The organism is Methylomonas fluvii, from assembly GCF_014850975.1.
Lineage (GTDB): Bacteria > Pseudomonadota > Gammaproteobacteria > Methylococcales > Methylomonadaceae > Methylomonas > Methylomonas fluvii.
Map to the genome: position 1 here is coordinate 393,565 of NZ_JACXST010000003.1, position 20,848 is coordinate 414,412.

Consider the following 20,848-nt stretch of genomic DNA (forward strand, 5'->3'; position numbering starts at 1 on the left):
CTGGTGATAAAGCCGGGATGGAGTTTTAGGATGCGGCCGGTTTTTAATGAACATCCTCTCGGCAAGACGATAGCTTGGCAGAGCCTGGTCGGTATCACGGGCTGCCGGTTCGCCAGCGTTCTGCTGACGATAATCTGCTGGAGTCATCCGGTGCACGCCGACATCAGCGCGGCGACAATTCGCGGGCAAGTCACGCTGCGGGGGGCTGATACTCAAGCAGGCGCGCAAATCATCGTCACCAGCCTGGAGCGGGGTTTTTCCACGCGGACCTTTTCCCGAGCAGACGGCTCTTATGTGCTGATGGCATTGAAACCCGGCCGTTACCAACTCAAGGTGTTAGGCTTGGACGGCCAGCAAAACAGTCAAGAGCTGACCCTGCAAGTGGGGCAGGTGGCCTTGGTAGACGTTGCGTTAGGCGATGATAATAGCGTTGCCGAACAGACCAGTGAGGGCAACTCAGCGGAGTTGGCTACCTATCTAACGCCCGAGCAAATGCAGCGCTTACCGCAAGTAAACCGCAATTTTCTAAATTATGCCGATCTGGCGCCCGGCGTGAATGTGGTAAACGATGAGAATGGCAGTACCCGCTTGCAAAGCGGCGGGCAGCGGCCGGATAGCGTCAATTTGTTTATCGACGGCGTCAGTCAGAAAAACTATGTGGTCAGGGGCGGCGTAGCCGGCCAGGATTCCAGTCGTGGTAATGTGTTTCCGGAATCGGCAGTTGCCGAATATAAGGTCATCAGCCAGAACTATAAAGCCGAGTACGATCAAGTCGGCGGCGCGGCAATTTCGGTGCAGACCAAATCCGGCGGCAATACCTTTCACGGTGAAACATTTTACGATCACACCAATCAGGACCTGCGCAGCGTCACCCCAAGCGAACAACTAGCGGGCGGCAAGCGCGACACCGAGCAAGCGCAATTCGGTGTGACCTTAAGCGGTCCCATCGCCAAGGATGTCGCGCATTTTTTCATGGCATACGAACGAAAACTGAATGACGATTACGCCAATGTCCGCGCCGCTGACGGCTCCCGCTTAACCGAGCCGTATCAGGCGCAGCTGGGCAGCGTGAACCGGCCGTTTACGGCGGATTTGTTTTTCGGTAAGTTGGATTGGGCGCTTAACGATAGCAACTTGATTGAAGTGTCTTTTAAGTTGCGCGACGAAACCGAAACGTTGGGCATTGGCGGTCAAAACGCCGAGTCTTACGCACTGACAAAGGGTAACAGCGAAAAACGCCTGGATTTTAAATATCAATACAGCGCGGAACATTGGGTCAACGAAGCCCGGTTTACTTATGAGGATGCCAATTGGCGGCAATTGCCGGCCACGCAAAGCGCGGGTTTGCTGCTGCGTCGCCTGGATGGCAGTTTGAGTGGGGGTAATCTGAATACCCAGAGTGTGCTGAATAGCGGCGGTGCGACCAATTATCAGGACAAGGGCCAAAGCGGACCGGGTTTTCAAGACGATCTAACCTTTAGCGGTTTGGATTGGCATGGCAGCCATGTCGTAAAGTTGGGCGCTAAAGTTAAACAGATAGAACTCGGTGCGGTGGAGCGGGATCCTTACAATCCGCAGTTCGGCTTAAATTTAAACAACCCTACGGCCCGTCCGTATCAAGTGCGTTGGGCAACGCCATTAGCCGGAGGCAGTGACGGTTCCGCCCAATCCGACGTGACGCAATTCGGCGCTTATCTGCAAGACGATTGGAACCCTAATCGACATTTGAGCGTGAACCTGGGCGTCCGCTGGGATTACGAATACAACCCCGGCTATCTAAACCATGTCACGCCCGGCGATGTCAGCAGCGCGCTCCGCAACTGGCGCAACATTCACAACGCCAATACCGGTTACGACATCGAAAACTACCTCAGCAATGGCGCTAACCGGGCGGCCGACAGCAATAATATTGCGCCCAGATTAGGTTTGGCATACGACCTATTCGAAGACCAGCGGCATGTGTTGTTCGGCGGCTACGCCAAAGCCTACGACCGCCATATTTACGATGTGCTGCAACTGGAGCGTACCAAGGGCAGTTATCCCAGTTTTAGCGTCAATTTTCAGGGCGACCCCAATTACGATTGTGTTGCCGGTGTCGATTGCATTGCCTGGAATCCCGAGTATTTAAACTATACGCCAGCGCAATTGTCGGCATTGACCGGCGCCAGTGCCGGTAGCAGCCGGGAAATCAATTTGATGCGCAACAATCTGCGGACGCCCTATGCCGACCAATTTAATATCGGCATGCGCAACCGTTTTGGCGACTGGCATACCGAAGTCAGCTTGTCGCACGTACATAGTTACAACGGTTTGGTCGGTTTGCTGGGCGGCCGCAATGCCGACGGCAGCTTTTACGCAGCCGGATCCGAGTTCGGGGGTACGTTTCAGGCTGTACCGGGTTTTGGGCAATTGATCTTGTTCGATAACGGCGTACAGACCAAAACCAATTCGGTATTTGTCAAAGCCGAAAAACCGTACAGCAAAGATAGCGGCTGGGGAATGACTTTTGCCTACACCTTTACCGATTCCGAGGAAAACAAACCGCAGTCTTTCTTCGATAACAGCAGCTATTTGTTTGAACATCCCAATACCCACACCAACGGATGGCTGGATACCGCCGGGGTCAGAAAACATAAACTGGTGACAACCGCCAGTGTCGATTTGCCGTGGGATTTGATTTTTTCCACCAAACTGACGCTGGCAACCCCGGATACCCGCTCCGGGGTCAACTGTGCAAGCGGTGCTTGCCGTTTTGATACCTTTACGCCGCAGGGTAGCGATTTTATTTTTCCGGGGCAGTGGTGGGGATACAAACAAGTCGATATTGCGCTGATAAAAAATTTCGATACGCCGCACGACACCCGGATGAAGCTGCGCCTGGATGTATTGAATTTATTCGATTTTAAAAATTATGCGGCATTTAACAGTGACTTTGCCTCGCCGAATTTGGGTGCGCCGCTGACTGTGCTGGCCGGACCGAGTTTGACGGTGAAATTGACCGCCCGCCTGGAGTTTTGATGCCGGGCAAGTTAGTGAGCGCGGGTTTATTGTTGTGGGGGTTGCTCAGCAGTTTCGGCGCCGCTGCTGCCGACGACATGCTCAACGCCAAAACCAAGGCCAATTATGTGTTCAATTTCACCAAGTTCGTGGAATGGCCCGCGCTGATGAACGATACGCTGCATGTCTGCATCGTCGGCGCCGAACCTATCGTCAACTTTCTGAGCGAGTTGGCTAGCCGCGATACCAAGGGGCATTTATTGCAAATCTGGTCGGGCATAGACGACCCACAGATTTGCCAGATTTTGTATATCGGCCATGACGCGCCGGAATTGCAAGCCTTAATACAGCAGGTGCGCGGCAATCAGATATTGACTGTCAGCGATGCCGAGGGGTTTGCCGGCCGCGGCGGCTGTATCGGTTTCTATAGCGAAAACGGCCAGATCAAGCTGGAAATCAATCCGGACGCCGTGCGCCGTGCGCAATTAAAAGTCAACGCCTTGTTGATGGAAATCGCCCGTATCGTCCGATAATTCACTCCAGAAACCCATGACAAACCAGGCTGAATTTAAACGCGATCTGACTATTAAAACCAAGTTGGTGCTGATCATGTTGGCAACCAGCATCTTGTCCCTGCTGCTGGCAGGGGCCGGTTTTATTGCCCAGGAACACATGCGGGTAAAAGAGGATATGGGCCGGGATTTGAGTTCTCTGGCCCGCATCATTGCCAATCGCAGTACCGTGGCTTTGTCGTTCAACGACAGCAGTGTCGCCAACGCCACGTTGGCCGCTTTAAGCGTCAAGCAGAGCGTGGTATCGGCCTGTATTTACGATAGCGCCAATCAGTTATTTGCACTTTACGAACCGGGCTTGGCTTGTCCGTTGCAACATCCCGAGCCTTCGGCTATCGAGCGGCCGCGATTCGACGATGCCTATTGCACCATAAGCGAAACGATAGCCTTAGACGGCCGCATTTTGGGAAGGGTTTGGATAGCCTCCAGCCTGTCCGAGCTGGATTCCTTATGGCGGGATTTTTTGGCTGCGGCGATGGGTATTGTGATCTTATCCGGTCTGTTTGCCTTGCTATTGGCTTCCAGTTTGCAGCAAGTGGTGTCCGGTCCGCTGGTCAGGTTGAAGAAAACTGTCGAGACTATCAACAGTGAAAAGAACTACACCTTGCGCGCCGCGCAAGAGAGTAACGATGAACTGGGCGCCCTGATTCAAGCCTTCAACACGATGATAGCCACCATCGAAGCTCGCGATAGCGAACTGTTGGCTTTGAACTGGCAGCTTGCCGAGAATGAAAAACTATTGGCCAGCATCAACGAAGGTCTGGAAGAGCGGGTGGCTGCCCGCACCACGGAGTTGGCGGAAATTAACGCCAAATTGGCGCATAACAGCGTGATGCTGGCCACCGTGCTGGATAGCATGTCGCAGGGCTTGATCGCCTTTGACAGCAACTTAAAGTTATTGGTTTGGAATAAAAAGCTCAGCGAAGTGCGCGGTTATCCAGAAAGCATGCTGGAAGTGGGTAGGGACCATGCCGATTTCGTGCAGTTTGATTTAACCGATCCGCAGTTGCGTTTTCGTGATCCCGATGCCGATCTGCGGCAGTTGCTGGAAGAAATAAGACACTTTCGGCCGCACAATTTTACCCGGCAAAGATTGGACAACCGGGTCATCGAGATTAGCGGCGGGCCGATAGCCGATGGCGGTTTCGTCAGTACTTACGAAGATGTGACCTTACGCAAACAGGCCGAGCTGGCGTTGAAAGAGGCTCGAGACGCCGCTCAATCGGCCACCCAGACTAAAAGCCAGTTCCTGGCGAATATGTCGCACGAGATTCGCACGCCGATGAACGGCGTGTTGGGCATGTTGCATCTGGCTTTGCAGACCGAATTGACCGCGTCGCAACGCAATTATTTGGCAAAAGCCCACAGTTCCGCGCGCACTTTGTTGGGGATTCTTAACGATATTCTGGATTTTTCCAAAATCGAAGCCGGTAAATTGGCGCTGGAAGAAACCGAATTTCGTTTCGATAGCGTGGTGGAGCAATTGGCCGACATGATCGGTTATCAAGCCGGCTTGAAAGGCATCGAGTTTCTGATCCGTCACGACCCGCAAATTCCACCGGTGTTGTTAGGCGATCCCTTGCGTTTCGGCCAAGTGTTGACCAATTTATGCGGCAACGCGCTGAAATTCACCGAAGCCGGCGAATTGGAACTGGCTTTCTATTGCCTGGCCAAAACCGATAGCACTATCGATTTGCGGATTTCGGTCAGAGATACCGGCATCGGTATGTCGGAAGACGATCAGAAAAAACTGTTTCAAGAGTTTACCCAAGCCGATCAGGGCACCAGCCGGCGCTTTGGCGGCACAGGTTTAGGCTTGGCTATCTGTAAAACCCTGGTGGAAATGATGCAGGGCCGGATCTGGATCGAGCAGTCGCAACTGGGCCAGGGCACAACCTTTTGTTTTACCGTGCGCTTGGGCGTTGCTACGGACACCTTGCTGCATCAAGACGCACTGGAGCAAAGCATAGGCGTGTTGCTAGCCGAGGTGCGGGTATTGGTGGTGGATGACAACGAAGCCTCCCGGGAAATCATCAGCGATATGTTGCGGCCGTTTCAATTACGGGTGAGTTGTTCGGCCAGTGCGGCCGGGGCGCTGAGAGCTTTGCGCGAGGCGCCGGCCGATCAGCCTTTCGATGTGGTGTTGATGGACTGGAAAATGCCGGGTATGAACGGCGATGAGGCGATCAGGCAGATTCGCGCCGACACCAGCCTGGTGCCGCAGCCCAAGATTATCATGGTCACTGCTTACGGCAGCGAAGATGTGATGGTTTTGGCGGGCCGGGCTGGTATCGATGGCTTTTTGATCAAGCCGGTATCGCCGTCCTCGTTACTGGATGCGATTTTGTCCGCGCTGGGCCGCGGCCGAGTGCTTGGGGCGGTGGATAAATTTAAGCAATTGGGCGGGGCGGACATCGCCGGCATCAAACAATTGCAAGGGATTCGGCTGTTATTGGTGGAAGATAACGAAATCAACCGCGAATTTGCCTGCGAATTGCTGCGCAGTCACGAGATTCAGGTTGACGAAGCGGTGAACGGCGAAGAAGCGGTCAGCATGGTTAGGCAGCATCATTACGACGCGGTCTTGATGGACATCCAGATGCCAGTGCTGGACGGCTTGCAAGCCACCGTCAAAATTCGGGCCTTGGCGGAATCCGAGAACGATCAACGCTTTGCAACTATGCCTATCATCGCGATGACCGCCCATGCCATGGCTCGTGATGTCGAAAAAAGCCTGGAGGCAGGTATGAACGATCACGTTACGAAACCGATTGATCCCGACCGCTTGTTCAAAGCATTGGCGACCTGGATTCCGCTCACGGCCGACGGCGAACAGGGCCAGGAATCGGTGCGGATTTATCAAGCTGCCGATTATCCCGAAGATTTACAAACCTTGACCAGCCTGGATATTGTGCAAGGCATACGCCGGATCGGCGGTAATCCGGAGGCCTATCGCAAACAGTTATACCGTTTTAAAGAACACTACCCGGATGCGGTCGCCGAGATTCGCGGTCTGATCAATGCCGGGGAACTCAAACAGGCTGAAGAGCGTTGCCATGCCTTGAAAGGGGTTAGCGGCAATCTGGGGGCGACGGATTTGTTCGAAGCCGCCGCCGGTGTCGATATTGTACTTAAGCAAAATCAAATACCGCCCGCCGAACACTTGCAGCTCATGGAAGAATTTTTGCGTCAAGTAACCGGGCAAATTGAAGCCTTGCAAGCTCTGGCGAACAGCCAATCGCCCTACACGGATCCGCTTGTGACAAAGGTTACCGACGCCGAGATAGCGGCGGATTTACAGAAATTATCGCAATTGCTGGAAAGCGATCTAGGCGCGGCCGAAGCCATGTTGGAGCAATTGCAGCTTAGTATGGCCGGTCATCAGTATTTATCCTTGTTGGAGGACATCGCCAAAAAAATCGACCGATTTGCCATCGACGAGGCACTGACGCAGCTGAGCGAGTTGTTGCAAAAGTTTTAACGGCTATTACCATTCTAAGCTTGAAACATCAGCTTGGCTAATAGGTGAAAATATTTCTGCATTGTGCAAAACGTAGTCAATAAGCAATAGGGAAATCAAGCGTTCTGTGCAAGACAGGGTTGAGATTGTTGGTTTACTGCAATCGAAATAATATGGACACCACCTCAAGTTCACTAATGGCGCAAAAACGACATAAAGCCGTCAGATTAATTCTAACGAAAAAGATATAAAGTGGATTTATCAACATCTACTGTCATGAATTAATGCAAGGCAACCTATTTTGCGCACTAGTCTTTTGCGCTTGAGCTACTTACAATAGTTACTTCGCTATTACAGTATTCTTATTTTTTTACCCGCCGAATATTGACAACTTGGAGGTCGAATGAAACAGATTGTCCTACTGCTTTGCTTAGGGACTTATCTCCCGGAAGTTGCGGCAAAACCGCTTAATTCCGTTGAGATTTATGAGCAAGCGCAACTTTCTGTCACGGTTTTAGAAGACCTGGATGATTCGGGCAAATCCTTACAATCATTAACAGCGATTGCTGTTGCGAAAGATCGCGTAGTCACAATTTGTGACGCGATGACAGGTAAGCGGCAATTACGCATAGTCGCGAATGGCAAATCGTTTCTGGCAACGATCTCGGCCAGAGATAGTCAGAGAAACCTTTGCTTGTTGTCGGTGCCTGGAGCCGAGTTGACTAAAATCGTTAGTGCTGACGCTAGCCAAGCCTTGCAATCAGGAGCTCATGTTTACGCTATTTCCAATGCCTTAGGCTTGGGTGTCGGTATTTCAGAAGGCGTGGTTTCAGGTATTCGCACTCAGCTTGGTATTGATTATATTCAGTTTTCCGCACCGGTTTCACCGGGCTCCGATGGCGGTGCTTTGCTCGATGCCGAAGGACATTTGTTGGGCATCATCACTTATAGACACCGGGATGGACAGAATGTGAATTTTGCGATTTCCGCGAAATGGCTGGCGGAGATTGAGCAACATGACAAGTCCGACTCGGCATACAAACAATTTCGGGAAACCGCCGCACAATTACAAGATCAGGAACAATGGCAAAAGCTGGCCGAACATACCGAAAAGTGGATAGGCGGACATCAAACTGATGTCGATGCCTGGCGTTGGGCGGCGTTGGCAGCTGAAAAAAATGGCAACCTGGATAGTGAAGAAAACGCCTGGCGTAAGCTGCATGAACTGGAACCCACGTCTTCGACTGCCGGCGCAGGATTGGTCAGAGTAAAGCTAAAGCGTAATCAACAAACAGAGGCGCTGCAATTGGCTCATGAACTGCTTTCGTTACGCCAGGAAGACGCCGAAATATGGACTATCGTCGGGCAAACCGAGCAAACTGCCGGTACCGCAGCCAAAGCAGAAGAAGCCTATCGCAAGGCGTTGTCTTTCAATCCCTGGCAATTGACCGCGTATCAAGGTTTGATTGGCATTGCCGAACGGCGAAACGATCGAGGATTGGTCACCCAATTATGGCGAAGCTTGTCGGCACTAAATCCCGACGTACCGGCGGTCCAATTTAAGTTGGTCGAGGCCTATATCCGCGAAGGCCGGCCAGCCCGCGCCTACGTCCTCTTGGAAAGACTCAACGTACCCGACGAACAAAAAGCCGACGCTGAGTATTGGAAAGGACAAACCTTGATTGCACTCGGCAGACCATTGGATGCAAGCCAAGCTTTCAAAAAAAGCTTGCAGGGCAGCCCAACAGGCAAAGCTTGGGTCTACGCGGCTTTGGGCAGCAGTTATTTTCAATTACAGCGTTTTCCGGAATCGATCCAAGCCTATCGGGAAGCGGTTCGGCTGGAACCCGACAACCCTGAATGGCAATACGGACTGGCCTTATCTTTGAAAGATAGCTTTCGCGGGCAAGAGGCCTTGGAAATTGACGCTCAATTGCTAAAAAAATTTCCTAACGATTCTATGGTTTGGCGGCAAAAAGGTTTTACCGAGGGGATTCTCGGACGAACTCGGGAAAGTATTAAATCGCTGGAAAAATCCCTGGAAATCGACCCTAAACAAGGCAAGGTCTGGGCAGCTTTGATCGAAGAATACCACCAAGCAGGCCGGGATAAGGATGTCAGGATTGCCTACGAAAAACTGCGAGGAGTCGATAGCACCTATGCGGAGACCGCTTACCGAACGGCCATTTTGCCCTTCGAGGAGCATCAGCCGTGAACAAAGTACAACAGGCTGTATCAATTTTTCTCTGTTTATTGGGTTTACCGGGCTGCGAAACGCGCGCCGAGTACGATGCCGAAGGCTTGTTTAAATATGTGTCGCCATCGGTAGTGACTATCATCGCTTTCGATGAAAAAGGCCAGCAAGAGGGCCAAGGTAGCGGCGTGGCGATAGATAAAGACCGTATCGTCACCAACTGCCATGTGGTTCGAGAGACTCATAGCTTGAAAGTAACCGCTGGCGATCACGACTACGCGGCGACCTGGACCCAGGCGGACCCCACCCGGGATATTTGCCTGCTCAGCGTGGAGGGCTTGACGCCAATGCCACTGCCGGAATTCAGATTGCTTGATGATTTAAAAATCGGCGAAACCGTTTACGCAGTCGGCAATCCGCTTGGGTTTGGACTTTCTGTCAATTCCGGCTTGATTTCCAGTATCAGTCCCTATCGCGACGAACAGGTGATTTTGGCAAGTGTGCCGCTATCGCCGGGTTCCAGCGGAGGAGGCCTGTTCGACAGCCGAGGTCGGTTATTGGGTATTACTACCGCTATACTCAGCGCCGGCCAAAACCTGAATATTGTGCTTCCTGCGAATTGGGTAACCGAATTGAACAAACGCGGCGTCGCCGCGCCTGCCGTTGCCGAGTTTCCGGGACCAGAGCCACACTGGATGGAAGAAGCTCAGGCGCTACAAGCGGCTGCCAAACTATCGGAATTTGAAAAGCACGTTCGTAACTGGCGAGCTGCGCAGCCGGACTCATCAATGGCTGCAGCCTATTTGGGTGTGGCAACGATCACTCAAAACTCGGCTGAATCGGAAGCTGCTTTACGAGACGCAGTGCGATTAGACGACAGAAATGAATTCGCTTGGTTTGTACTCGCAAAATTATTGTATAGCCAAGGGCATAAAAACGAGGCGAAACAGATATTACAAAAAGCGGAGCAGATAGCGCCGACACAAGGCAATCTTTATACAACCAAGGCCGAATGGTTGCTGGAAGACGGTAAACTCAAGGAGGCCTATAGTGCGGTTCAGCAGGCGATACGCTTAGAACCCGGGGTAAGCGACCACTGGCGCATACTTGGTATGGTTACCGATAGACTTAACCAAGCCGATGAATCGGCGAAAGCCTTCCGGACAGCGCTAAGATTAAACCCGCTGGACGATAAGATAAAACAGGCTTTATCGAATGTACTGGCCCGTAACGGCAATCCCGATGCCGCCCACTTGGCGATTGGCAAAAATACCGACAACAATCCGTCCAGTGCCGGGACCTTGGTCTCGATGGGATTTACCGAATCGAACCGCAAACACTACGCCGATGCCGAAAAAGCCTTTCGGAAAGCGATTGAGATTGCGCCGGAAACCACCAACGCTTGGACCGGTTTAGGCGGGGTATTGCAAAGTACCAACCGCTTAAAGGAAGCCGAGCAGGCTTATGACAAGGCATACACGCTAAGGCCGGACAACCCGAAAATCGTCGCCGAGATATTGGCTAATCGCGGCAATGTCAAAAGTAAACTGGGCGATAAGCAGGGGGCATTGCAGGATATCCAAGCAGCCGTTCGACTCGACCCAAGCTCAGGGAATGTATGGCGGTCGCTAGGCATATTGAAACAAGAAAACCGCGACTACAAGGGCGTGGTGGAAGCCTTTTCCAAGGTGGTGAACTCGGAAGTTGCAGACGGCGCCGATTGGGCATCACTCGGAGAAGCATTGGAAATGCTGGGCGAAAAAAAACAGGCCCTAGAGACTTTGGAAAAAGCCGAAAAGTTAGCGCCCAACAATGCGCTGGTACTTCAACGTTTGACCGGGTATTACGGCCGGAACGGAGATTTGCAAAAAGCCTTGGCGTACATAGAGCGGGCGTTGAAGATCGATCCGTCAACCGCAGTTAACTGGAGCAGTAAAGGCTACGCTCTTCTGAAGCTTGGCCGTTTGCCAGAAGCAGTCAGCGCGCTGGAAACCGCGACCAATTTAGACCCCCAGTTGCCTAATGCCTGGATCAATTTAGGTGAGGCGCACATGCGCAGCAATAACCTGGGTAAGGCAATACCGTCCCTGGAAAAAGCGATTACCTTGGCACCGGCCGCGCTTGATGCCCGTTTGTATTTGGCGCAATCTTACCTAAACTCTCGGCAAGCGGAAAAAGCCAGAACCCACGCCAATGTAGCGCTAAAAGCTCAGCCCGAGTTGCCGCAAGCTTTGGCAATTGTGACCTTGGCTTATTTGATGGACAACAATCGTGATGCGGCACTGACTAACTATCATAAAATCAAAGCCAGGAGCCCTCAATTGGCACAATCAGTTAAGGCAATGGCTGTATCTCAAGGGGTGTCTGGAGCGCAAGCTTTGCCTGATTAATCGTATTGCTCTGGGTAGTTTTTGCTTATCAAGCAGTCCCTATAAATGTTATAGATACAAAATTTATCGATTGCGAACAAGTGCCCATTAAACGTGTGTAGCGACGGCAGCGCATGGCGAGTTCATAAATACATCTGACGGTTTTATAAGCCCGGCTGCCAGCTTTGCAGTTTGCGGTCGATACGATGCAATTTAATTTACCTGCCGAGCGTCAATATCTTACAATTCCGTAGCCCACGGCTAACTATAATTACTTAGGAGGATCTCATGTTTAAATTTCGTATGCTGGTTTCTGCGATAGCGCTGACTGGTTCGATGTCTGTCATGGCGGCGGACGCGCTGCCCACCACGGCGCCAGCGCCTGCCAACAACCCCACAACCCCCGAAAAGGTTGAACTGGGTAAAATGCTATATCACGATCCGCGTCTATCTTCCACGGGCACCGTTTCTTGCGCGTCTTGCCACAACACCATGCTGGGCGGCGAAGATAATCGGCCCAACTCTATGGGCGTCAACGGCCAAACCGGCGGCCGCAGTGCGCCGACAGTCTGGAATGCGGCATTCAATAAAGTGCAATTCTGGGACGGCCGCGCCGACAGCCTGGAAGCGCAAGCGGCAGGTCCAGTCACCAACCCTATTGAAATGGGCATGAAAAGTTGGGATGACGTGGTCGCGCGCTTGAAAACCATCAAAGGCTATCGCCATGCTTTCGAAGTGGCCTTCGGTAGCGACGCGGAAGCCATAACCAAAGACAACGCCACCAAAGCGATTGCCGCCTACGAAAGAACGTTGATTACGCCAAATAGCGCTTATGACAAATATGTCAAAGGCGATAAAGACGCCTTGACCGAACAGCAAGAACGCGGCCTGAAAAAAGCCGTGGAAGTGGGTTGCACCAGCTGCCACAGTGGTCCGGCCTTTAATGGCCCAGGGGTGTTCCAAAAATTCCCTGTTAACTCCAGCGGCTTTTTCGAAGCGCAATACCACTTCCAAAAAGACAAAGGTTTGGCGGAAGTCACCAAAAAAGAAAGCGACGAGCACATGTTTAAAGTGCCGACTCTGCGTAACGTTGCTTTGACCGCACCATACATGCACAACGGTTCGGTCAAAACCTTGGATAAAGCCGTTTGGTTAATGGGTAAATTGCAATTAAATCAAGAGTTGTCCGATGCCGACGTGGCTGACATCGTCGCGTTTTTGAATGCGCTGACCGGCGAATTCCCAGCGCAAACCATGCCGCAATTGCCAGGAACACCCGGTTCCAGTTTTAACTGAGCTTTACCAGGTAGCTAAATATTAAGGGGGCCGAAAGGCCCCTTTTTTTCGACATGATAGCGGCTTTGCGGTGAAATCAGGGGGCATCGGGGCTAAGCGCAAATTATTCCCGCCCCTTAAAAACCGTTCGCCTTTATGTCCTTGAGGGTACTGAGTCTGTAGAAGGGCACACTAGCAACGGCTTTGATGCCCTCAGTCCGAACGGAATCGCACTGATCAATAGGGCCGGGTTAATAGTGCGTTGAGCCTCGGGGAATGGTGTGTAAAGATTTGGTTCAGCGCAGGTTTTTGCCCAGTCGGGCGAAGAAGCCGGCACGCCTTTGCCGTGTGCGTTGCGTCATATCTAGGCCTGCTACTCAGCTGGATAGACTGGCGCGATCTTTGGCAATTAGGGCACTCCCGCATTGGCGGGAGCGCATTGATCAAAGTAGCGTAACTTTGAGTTCTATCACTTCAATTTCTACGGGAATGCCATTGCCTATCAGGCAATAGAAATCACGGGTCCCGAAGGCTGGCAGCAAATTTTAGCTGGCTTGGCCGGCGGCAGTCGCTTCCGGTACCTCGATCAAACGGCCGGTTTTGACGTCGTAAACATAACCGTAAACCGGAATGTCGCTAGGCACCAGCGAACTGGCTTTAATGCGTTTCACATCTTCCAACACGCTTTCGGCTTGGTTTTTGATGGTCAGCCAGTTGATATATTTACCATCGGTGGAGCCTGGGCCAACGCCGCTGTCGTGCCAGCCGGTGGCATCAACGCTGGCGGTTTTTAAGCTGCTGGCCAACAAGTCGCTCATGATGTCGTTGGTAAAGGTTTCCATACCGCAGTCGGTGTGATGAATCACAAACCATTCCTTGGTGCCGAGTAATTTGTAAGAAATAACCAGGGAGCGAATCGCGTCGTCGCTGGCGCGGCCACCGGCGTTGCGAATCACATGCGCGTCGCCTTCCGATAAACCGGCGTATTTAGCGGGATCCAGTCGGGCATCCATACAGGTCAGAATGGCAAACTGACGAGCGGGGGGCATAGCCAAATCGCCTTTGGTGAAGCTGGATACATAATCGCGGTTGGCTAATAGTACTTCGTTGTGAATTTTGCTCATAAAAACCTCGGTGGGTGAAAAAACGTCTGGCCTGAACTGCAAACCAGACGAGGTAACGACTATCTCCGGGCGGCATTGTAGCCAAGCGGAATCCTGGTTTAAAGACGCTAATTGGTTTATAAAATATAAACCATAAGTTTATAGTGAAGGCGTCATGGACAAGTTTAACAACATGCGGGTATTTTGCCGAATCGTCGAGTTAGGGACTTTTTCCGCAGTAGCGAAGGAGTTAAAGCTATCGACGATGATGATTAGCAAGTATATCGCCCAACTCGAAGCATCCCTGGGCGTGGTATTGCTGCATCGGACTACGCGCAGCCTAAGCCTGACCAGTGCCGGCGAAGCCTACTACAACCGCAGCAAGCAATTGCTGGAAGATTTGGCCGATTTGGAAGCATCCACCGCGCAGCTGGGCGAGCGGGTGAAAGGCACCATCAAGATCAGCGCGCCCATCGATTTTGGCGGCATGTATATGGTGCCGGCCATCGAGAGCTACTTAAAACGTTATCCCGAAGTGAAGATTTTAATGTCGCTGGATAACAAGCCGCCGAATTTGCGGGTCGGTAGTATCGACATTTCCCTGTTGGTGACTGACACCCTAGACCCCGGCGTAGTGGCGCGCAAGATTGCCGAGACCGAATTGTGCACCTATGCCGCGCCGGCCTACCTGGCGGAAAAAGGCTGCCCGCAGAGCATAGACGAACTGAACCAGCATCAGTGCTTACACTACGTGGATACCCCGCATGGCGAATTTTGGTTGTTTGATGTTGACGGCGAATTAAAAAAGATCAAATCCGATTGGGTGTTGGCGTCTAACAATGGGCGGGCATTGTGCCAGGCGGCGGCCCTGGGGATGGGTATCGTACAGGCACCGAGATTGTCGGTCGCGCCGTATTTAAAAAGCGGCGAATTGGTGGAAATCCTCAGCCAATACCGCCGTCCGGCTATCGCCATTTACGCCACCTATCTGCAACGTCGGTTTTATCCTGCCAAATTGACGACGTTCATTGATTTTTTGTTGGAGTATTTTGAGCGGTAGCGGCTTTTGGGTGAGCATATCAGGTCAAAACCCATAAGGGTGTAGGGTACGCATCGCGTACCTTTTGGCTGTTTATGTGCCGCCGTAAAATTGTCTGCAATCACCGGATGCATAAATAATTGCGTCATGCCCCGAGAGGCTTAGCCAACGTGGCGGATGACGCTCCGCTCAAAGCATTTAGGCTCGCGCACGTGGTCTTTTGCTATTGTCGCAATCTTTTTTACTTTGCACACAAACCTGCCAAGCCTGGCGATTAAACCTAAAAGCCTTGCCGGCGAGGCAAATTGATTCGCCCGCCAGGCAAAATGCCTAGCGCGCAACGCATTTTGCTATCGTCGCGAAGCTTTTTATCTTGCGCGCAAGCCTGCCAAGCCTGGCGATTAAACCTAAAAGCCTTGCGGGCAAGGCAAATTGATTTGCCCCTCTGGCAAAACGCCTTGCGCGCAACCTGTTTTAGCTCGTGCACGAGGTGTTTTGCTATCGTCGCAATCATTTTTATCTTGCGCGCAAGCCTGCCAAGCCTAGCGATTAAACCTAAAAGCCTTGCGGGCAAGGCAAATTGATTTGCCCCTCTGGCAAAACGCCTTGCGCGCAACCTGTTTTAGCTCGTGCACGAGGTGTTTTGCTATCGTCGCAATCATTTTTATCTTGCGCGCAAGCCTGCCAAGCCTGGCGATTAAACCTAAAAGCCTTGCGGGCAAGGCAAATTGATTTGCCCCTCTGGCAAAACGCCTTGTGCGCAACCTGTTTTAGCTCGTGCACGAGGTGTTTTGCTATCGTCGCAACCATTTTTATCTTGCGCGCAAGCCTGCCAAACCTTGCGATTAAACCTAAAAGCCTTGCGAGCGAGGCAAATTCATTCGCCAGTCAGGCAGAATGCCTCGCGCGCAAAGGGATTAGGCTCGCGCACGAGGTAATTTGCTATCGTCGCAAAGCTTTCTTTATTACTCGCCAGCTTACTAAGCCAGGCGGCAACGTGTTTTAGTTTGGTCCGAGCGAACGGGGTTTGCGCGAATAGCTCAATGCGATTAGCGCTAGGCGTCAAGGTCCGAATGATGGGGAAATCCCTAATCCCAGAAAAAAATCATACCGGGCACCAATCAATCGCACTGGAATTGAATGCAATTGATCAATGTATTGTTGGCAGGCTTACTCGGCTATCGGTCAATAACTGTCTCATGCTGAAGCAATTTCAATGACCTCTAACTGTTCGTTTGCAACCCTATAATCGTCCGCAGTCGTAGGATGCATAAGCGATAGCGTCATGCATCGAGAGGCATCCTAAGGCGGCGGATGACGCTCCGCTTATCCGCCCTACGGTCCTGTAATTCAATGCCTTGTAAATAGATCGTCGATGGCTAATAACTTTTTACCTTTAGCCTCAATAGTTGATGAGTTTTCTCTTGTATAGGCAACTTCACCCAAAAAGGATACTTCCTTTTGATAAGGTACTCTTACTCTAATTACCGAAAGTCCTTTATATTCAACACAGTCTATTTGAGACAAAACTTGATTTTTTAAGTTATCACTTAGTTCGGAATTTCTAATGAAGGCGAGAATACGCTCTAGATAAGATTCCTGATCACATTTTAAATACGAGAATTCTCGTTCTATACCAACTACATACCGAGAGCCCACAACGACATAGTCAATTCCATCAAGTGATTTTATTCGTTCAGCATCACTTTTATTATCTGCAACGCCGATGAATATAAAACCATCTGCGTCAGGGCCTACATTAGCTATTCCACAAATAGTTTCCAGTAACTTATTGGGAAGATTTTTATCTATAGATCGATCCATCGATAAATCTACAAAACCCTGTTTACATTCATACCTTCCTGTTTCAACCTTTGATCTTCTAAGCGAATTCTCTAGGTCAAGAGCAAGCCCGGCTCCGTGTTTAGCATTGGTGGATCTTTTTTTACAAAGTAGCGCGAAATTAAACCCTTTGTCTTGTCGATATTTTTTATTCTATCTTCTGTCTTAGAGTACTTAGCTGTGGTTTTTATGTCACTTTGCAGATTTTTAATTGCCCCCATAATCTTTTGGTTGTCATTCGGGGAAAGCTCCTCAACTATCACCAACTGATGCATTGCCATGAATAATGTATAGAAGGCTGTTTTAATAGGATTGGTTGAGCCTGGGTTAATTACAGCTCTCAATGCATTATTTTCACGGCTATATGCTTCAATAATCTCTCGCAAGACTGATAGTGTTACTTTAACTTCCTCATAAACCTTGTCTACGCCATAAAGTGTTAATGCGCGCCTTAATTGCTCATATTCCTTGCTGTTTGGATCATAAAATAAATCGAGAAGCTCCTTGCTTCTCGCGATAGGTTGGGCCATCACGATTGATGCACAGATATCAGAGATAATCTCCTCGTCTTCGCTTTCTCGAAGTTGACGTGTCCACATCACACCTTGTTTACACCAAAATATTTCTTCTGCTTTAAGTTGATAACCCATATCGGCACGCACAGAGTCTATGCTTATTTCAGGCATCTCAGATAGTGGTAGGATTTCCCTGGATGCATCTCCCCTAATCTCAGACGCCAATTTTCTTACAAGTATAGAAAAGTCGTCTACCATGCCTGCTTGGCGTCTTTCTTGTAAGCTTAATTGACGCCCACCGGAGTTGATCCGACCAAACACATCAGTTGTTTTATCTTCCCCTGCAGAGGGAAAAATTGTTACTGCCAGCTGATAATCTAGAAAGTCTGCCACTTCATTTGGACTCAAGAACGTATTTTCACCTTTTTCAGCTGCTTTAAATAAACCATCATTCGCCAACTGCTTAGCTCTTGAAAACTCTTCTATATCGAAATATCTCTCATTGAGAGGGAAATGGTTCTCTATAAACGAAAAAATCGCGTTAAGACGTTGCATTCCATCCATTATTTCAAACGATCCCGATTGAGAGTCCTCTGCTAACAGAATTAATGGGATTGGGTAGTCCTTCATTATGCTATCGACTAAAGATTGTTTTTCGGACAAACTCCAAACAAGTTTTCTCTGGTATTTCCGGTTAACTATAAGTTTCCCATCTCGATAGTTTCGATAAGCTTCTTGAATACTCATACCCCTTGGAGTGATGCTCATATATTTCCCTTTAACTAACTAATTTTTTAAAATAATTGAACGGTTTTGTATATCTACCATGAAATTACCACATCATCGCAATTCATTGCCAAAATAGAGTTGTTCCCTGCTTGCACAATCCTATGGGAATTGATTGCCGACAATTCTTCTGAATGGACAGCAGTTTTCAATTTGGATACAACTCAGGCAGAGTGCAATTTACTAGAGTGTGGAAAACAGGCTTCCCATTCGGGCGCTAAGCGTCAATTCCACTCGCTTATTCATTATTTGCATCACTCGATCACTGAGTTGGCAAGAAGAATAGACGGAAAGCCTCGTGTCTATTCTGATTCACCGTTCGCCGGCCAGCTAGCCAGCATCTTTTGGTGTTCACTCAAGCTAGGTAAACCTGGCCTGGCGCCTATTTTGGTGCAGCATAACGCGCCGGCCACACTGGCGTAACGCAATAATTCTACCCAGCTCAAGCCTTTGGCAAGGCCGGCGGCAAAGGCGCCGTGAAAGGCATCGCCGGCGCCGGTGGTGTCTATGGCGACGATAGGCGGCGCGCTGAGGCTGCCTTGTTCCTGGCCGCGTTGCCAGATCAAGCCGCGTTCGCCCAGGGTAATGACTACCACCGGGGCAATTTGCGCCAGTTTGGATAAGGCTAGGTTTTCATCGCCGGCATATTGCACGGCAAATTTTTCCGAACAGACCAGATAATCGACTTTGTCCATTAGAGCCAAAGTGCCGTCGTGCAGCGAGCCGGCGTCTAACACCGATGGTACCGGGTGGGTTAACTGATTCAGTAAGCGCAGGGAAATATGCGGCTCGTGACCATCGAACAGCAGCACTTTGGCTGCTAAGCCGTCAAAGTCGATAGCGGTGGCGGGCAGGGCGCTGGTTTGTCCTTTGTAATTGATTAAGGCGCGTTGGCCGTTCGGTTTTACCAGCACCGTGGACAACGGGGTGGGCGACTCGCCACGCACCACGAAGCGCGTATCGACGTTATGGTCTTGCAACTCCTGCAAATGACTGTCGCCATACACGTCATTACCCAAATAACCGCAAAAGCCGGCCTTACCACCTAGTTTAGCCACTGTGACCGCGGCGTTGGCGGCGGGTCCGCCGCCGCAACCCAGCAAGTCGTCGGCGACGATTTTTTCATCGGCACCGGGATGATGCGGTACCGAAAACACCAAGTCGTAGCTGGCGTGGCCGATACAAAGTACGTGGAGCGGTGTGGCGGTCATTGCGCGACTCCTTTACTGCGATTGTCCATGCGCCTTAGAAATTCGCTCATGATAGCTTTATACAATTCATCGCCCAGATACTTGTCTTCCACGCCGCTGTCGATGCTGGGGTTGTCGTTGACTTCAATCACATAGCCTTTGCTCTTGATTTCTTTGACGTCCACGCCGTACAAGCCGTTGCCTATTGGCTGTGTGGCCCGTAATGCCGCGTCCAGCACGCCTTTGGGGACTTCGAAAGTCGGCAAGGTATCGAAATTGCCGCTGTCGGTGCGTTTGGCGCCGTGCCGGTAGATCTGCCAATGGTTTTTCACCATGAAGTAGCGGCAGGCGTACAGGGCTTTTTGGTTGAAGATGCCGATGCGCCAGTCAAAATCGGTGTACAAAAACTCCTGGGCCAGCAACAGCGCCGATTGCTCGAATAACTCGGCGACTTTGTCCTCCAGTTCCTGGCGGTTATGCACTTTGACGATGCCCCGCGAAAACGAGCCATCCGGGATTTTGATCACCACCGGGTAACCGGCGCTGGCCTCCAGATTGTCCAAGTGTTGGGTGTTGCCCTTGTGTAAGATCCAGGTTTTCGGCGACGGCACTTTATGGGTGCGAAACAGGTCGGCCAGATAGACTTTATTGGCGCAGCGCAAGATGGAGGTGGGATCGTCGATCACCACCAAGCCTTCGGCTTCCGCTTTTTTGGCGAAACGGTAGGTGTGATGGTCGATGGCGGTAGTTTCGCGGATGAATAAGCCATCAAATTCCGGCAGGCGGCCGTAATGATTCAAGGTAATCAGTTCCACGTCGATACCCAGCTGCCTGCCGGCATCGATAAATTTCTTCAGCGCGCCGCGATTGCTGGGCGGCAGTTGTTCGGAGGGATTGATCAGAATCGCCAAATCGTAACGTGCGGTTTTTCGGGTCCGGCTTTTTCGCCAGACTTTTTTGCTAAATCGATCCAGAGCATCGGCAAACAAAGTCTGCATGGCATCGTCCAATTGCTTGGGCGAGACGGCTTTTAGATCGGTGATTTGCCATTGCTGCTCAAAGCGCAAACTAATTTCCAAAATTGGGCAGGCGAAACGCTCGAACAATAGCCGCGCCAATTCTTGGAATGCGGGTTCCGGCGTAGTGCCGAAATAGCTGTGCAGGGTAACTTCGCCGTTTTTGTTTTGATGTTTGAAAGCACGTGCCAGTGGCTGGTTTAAATCTTCCAGTTGCAGGCGATACAAAGCATTTTTGCCCAAGTCGTTGATGACTTTAACCGACGGAATCACATGATGATTACGAGCCTCGGCCAGTAGCGAGCAATAATAGCCGTCAGATAGATAGGTGTAGCTGCTGCACAGGTTGATTACCCGCACCCGCTGGTCGGGATCGGTTTGTTCGCTGGCCAGATAGTCTTCAAAGCTGACCACCTGGTCGCTAGGGTAATAAGGATTCCAATCCGAAAGGTCGTCAACGACCAGCAGCGTGCTTGCCATGGTTAAAATG

The 20,848-nt window shown here is 50.9% G+C and carries 11 protein-coding genes and 1 pseudogene; 7 read left to right on the top strand and 5 right to left on the bottom strand.

Annotation, left to right across the window (positions count from 1 at the left end; translation table 11 throughout):
- Positions 1-30: 30 nt before the first annotated feature.
- The 6 genes from EBB_RS19340 (at position 31) to EBB_RS19365 (ending at position 12,888) form a co-directional block, all read left to right on the top strand.
- A complete protein-coding gene (locus EBB_RS19340) occupies positions 31-3,018 on the top strand; it encodes a TonB-dependent receptor (RefSeq protein ID WP_192395386.1) in 2,988 nt (995 codons plus the stop codon).
- Positions 3,018-3,530, top strand: a complete 513-nt coding sequence (locus EBB_RS19345; protein WP_192395387.1) for a YfiR family protein — start codon at positions 3,018-3,020, stop codon at positions 3,528-3,530. Before EBB_RS19340 ends, EBB_RS19345 begins: the two co-directional genes overlap by 1 nt.
- 16 nt (positions 3,531-3,546) lie before the next feature.
- Entirely contained in the window at positions 3,547-7,050 is a 3,504-nt protein-coding gene (locus EBB_RS19350; protein WP_192395388.1) for a response regulator, read from the top strand.
- A 382-nt stretch (positions 7,051-7,432) separates the two neighbouring features.
- The gene (locus EBB_RS19355; protein ID WP_192395389.1) at positions 7,433-9,244 is read left to right on the top strand and encodes a serine protease; all 1,812 of its coding nucleotides are present in this window, start codon (positions 7,433-7,435) and stop codon (positions 9,242-9,244) included.
- The gene (locus tag EBB_RS19360; protein WP_192395390.1) at positions 9,241-11,613 is read left to right on the top strand and encodes a serine protease; all 2,373 of its coding nucleotides are present in this window, start codon (positions 9,241-9,243) and stop codon (positions 11,611-11,613) included. The genes EBB_RS19355 and EBB_RS19360 overlap by 4 nt, the downstream gene beginning before the upstream one ends.
- A gap of 267 nt (positions 11,614-11,880) precedes the next feature.
- Positions 11,881-12,888, top strand: a complete 1,008-nt coding sequence (locus EBB_RS19365) for a cytochrome-c peroxidase (protein WP_192395391.1) — start codon at positions 11,881-11,883, stop codon at positions 12,886-12,888.
- A 524-nt stretch (positions 12,889-13,412) separates the two neighbouring features.
- Here the strand turns inward: EBB_RS19365 and EBB_RS19370 are convergent.
- Positions 13,413-13,991, bottom strand: a complete 579-nt coding sequence (locus EBB_RS19370; protein WP_192395392.1) for a beta-class carbonic anhydrase — start codon at positions 13,989-13,991, stop codon at positions 13,413-13,415.
- Between the two features lie 154 nt (positions 13,992-14,145).
- On the opposite strand from EBB_RS19370, the gene EBB_RS19375 reads away from it, so the two are divergent.
- Positions 14,146-15,030 (top strand): LysR family transcriptional regulator, encoded by an 885-nt coding sequence (locus EBB_RS19375; protein ID WP_192395393.1) that lies wholly within the window; start codon positions 14,146-14,148, stop codon positions 15,028-15,030.
- A gap of 1,329 nt (positions 15,031-16,359) precedes the next feature.
- Here the strand turns inward: EBB_RS19375 and EBB_RS26065 are convergent.
- The 4 genes and pseudogenes from EBB_RS26065 to EBB_RS19390 form a co-directional block, all read right to left on the bottom strand.
- Positions 16,360-16,851, bottom strand: a pseudogene (locus EBB_RS26065) (AlbA family DNA-binding domain-containing protein); the annotation flags it as partial.
- Positions 16,852-16,904: 53 nt separating this feature from the next.
- A complete protein-coding gene (locus tag EBB_RS19380) occupies positions 16,905-18,134 on the bottom strand; it encodes a DUF262 domain-containing protein (protein WP_223146877.1) in 1,230 nt (409 codons plus the stop codon).
- 320 nt (positions 18,135-18,454) lie between these two features.
- Positions 18,455-19,363, bottom strand: coding sequence for a carbohydrate kinase family protein (locus EBB_RS19385; RefSeq protein WP_192395394.1), 909 nt, complete (start codon positions 19,361-19,363; stop codon positions 18,455-18,457).
- Positions 19,360-20,838 carry a RimK family ATP-grasp domain-containing protein gene (locus EBB_RS19390; RefSeq protein ID WP_192395395.1) on the bottom strand — a complete coding sequence of 493 codons (1,479 nt, stop codon included), beginning with the start codon at positions 20,836-20,838 and terminating at the stop codon, positions 19,360-19,362. Before EBB_RS19390 ends, EBB_RS19385 begins: the two co-directional genes overlap by 4 nt.
- Positions 20,839-20,848: the final 10 nt, after the last annotated feature.

What these genes read in the sequence shown, in the direction of transcription:
- EBB_RS19340 (WP_192395386.1), top strand. Translation starts at nt 31, where the DNA reads ATGCGGCCGGTTTTTAATGAACATCCTCTCGGCAAGACGATAGCTTGG.
- EBB_RS19345 (WP_192395387.1), top strand. Translation starts at nt 3,018, where the DNA reads ATGCCGGGCAAGTTAGTGAGCGCGGGTTTATTGTTGTGGGGGTTGCTC.
- EBB_RS19350 (WP_192395388.1), top strand. Translation starts at nt 3,547, where the DNA reads ATGACAAACCAGGCTGAATTTAAACGCGATCTGACTATTAAAACCAAG.
- EBB_RS19355 (WP_192395389.1), top strand. Translation starts at nt 7,433, where the DNA reads ATGAAACAGATTGTCCTACTGCTTTGCTTAGGGACTTATCTCCCGGAA.
- EBB_RS19365 (WP_192395391.1), top strand. Translation starts at nt 11,881, where the DNA reads ATGTTTAAATTTCGTATGCTGGTTTCTGCGATAGCGCTGACTGGTTCG.
- EBB_RS19370 (WP_192395392.1), bottom strand. Translation starts at nt 13,991, where the DNA reads ATGAGCAAAATTCACAACGAAGTACTATTAGCCAACCGCGATTATGTA.
- EBB_RS19375 (WP_192395393.1), top strand. Translation starts at nt 14,146, where the DNA reads ATGGACAAGTTTAACAACATGCGGGTATTTTGCCGAATCGTCGAGTTA.
- EBB_RS19380 (WP_223146877.1), bottom strand. Translation starts at nt 18,134, where the DNA reads ATGAGCATCACTCCAAGGGGTATGAGTATTCAAGAAGCTTATCGAAAC.
- EBB_RS19385 (WP_192395394.1), bottom strand. Translation starts at nt 19,363, where the DNA reads ATGACCGCCACACCGCTCCACGTACTTTGTATCGGCCACGCCAGCTAC.
- EBB_RS19390 (WP_192395395.1), bottom strand. Translation starts at nt 20,838, where the DNA reads ATGGCAAGCACGCTGCTGGTCGTTGACGACCTTTCGGATTGGAATCCT.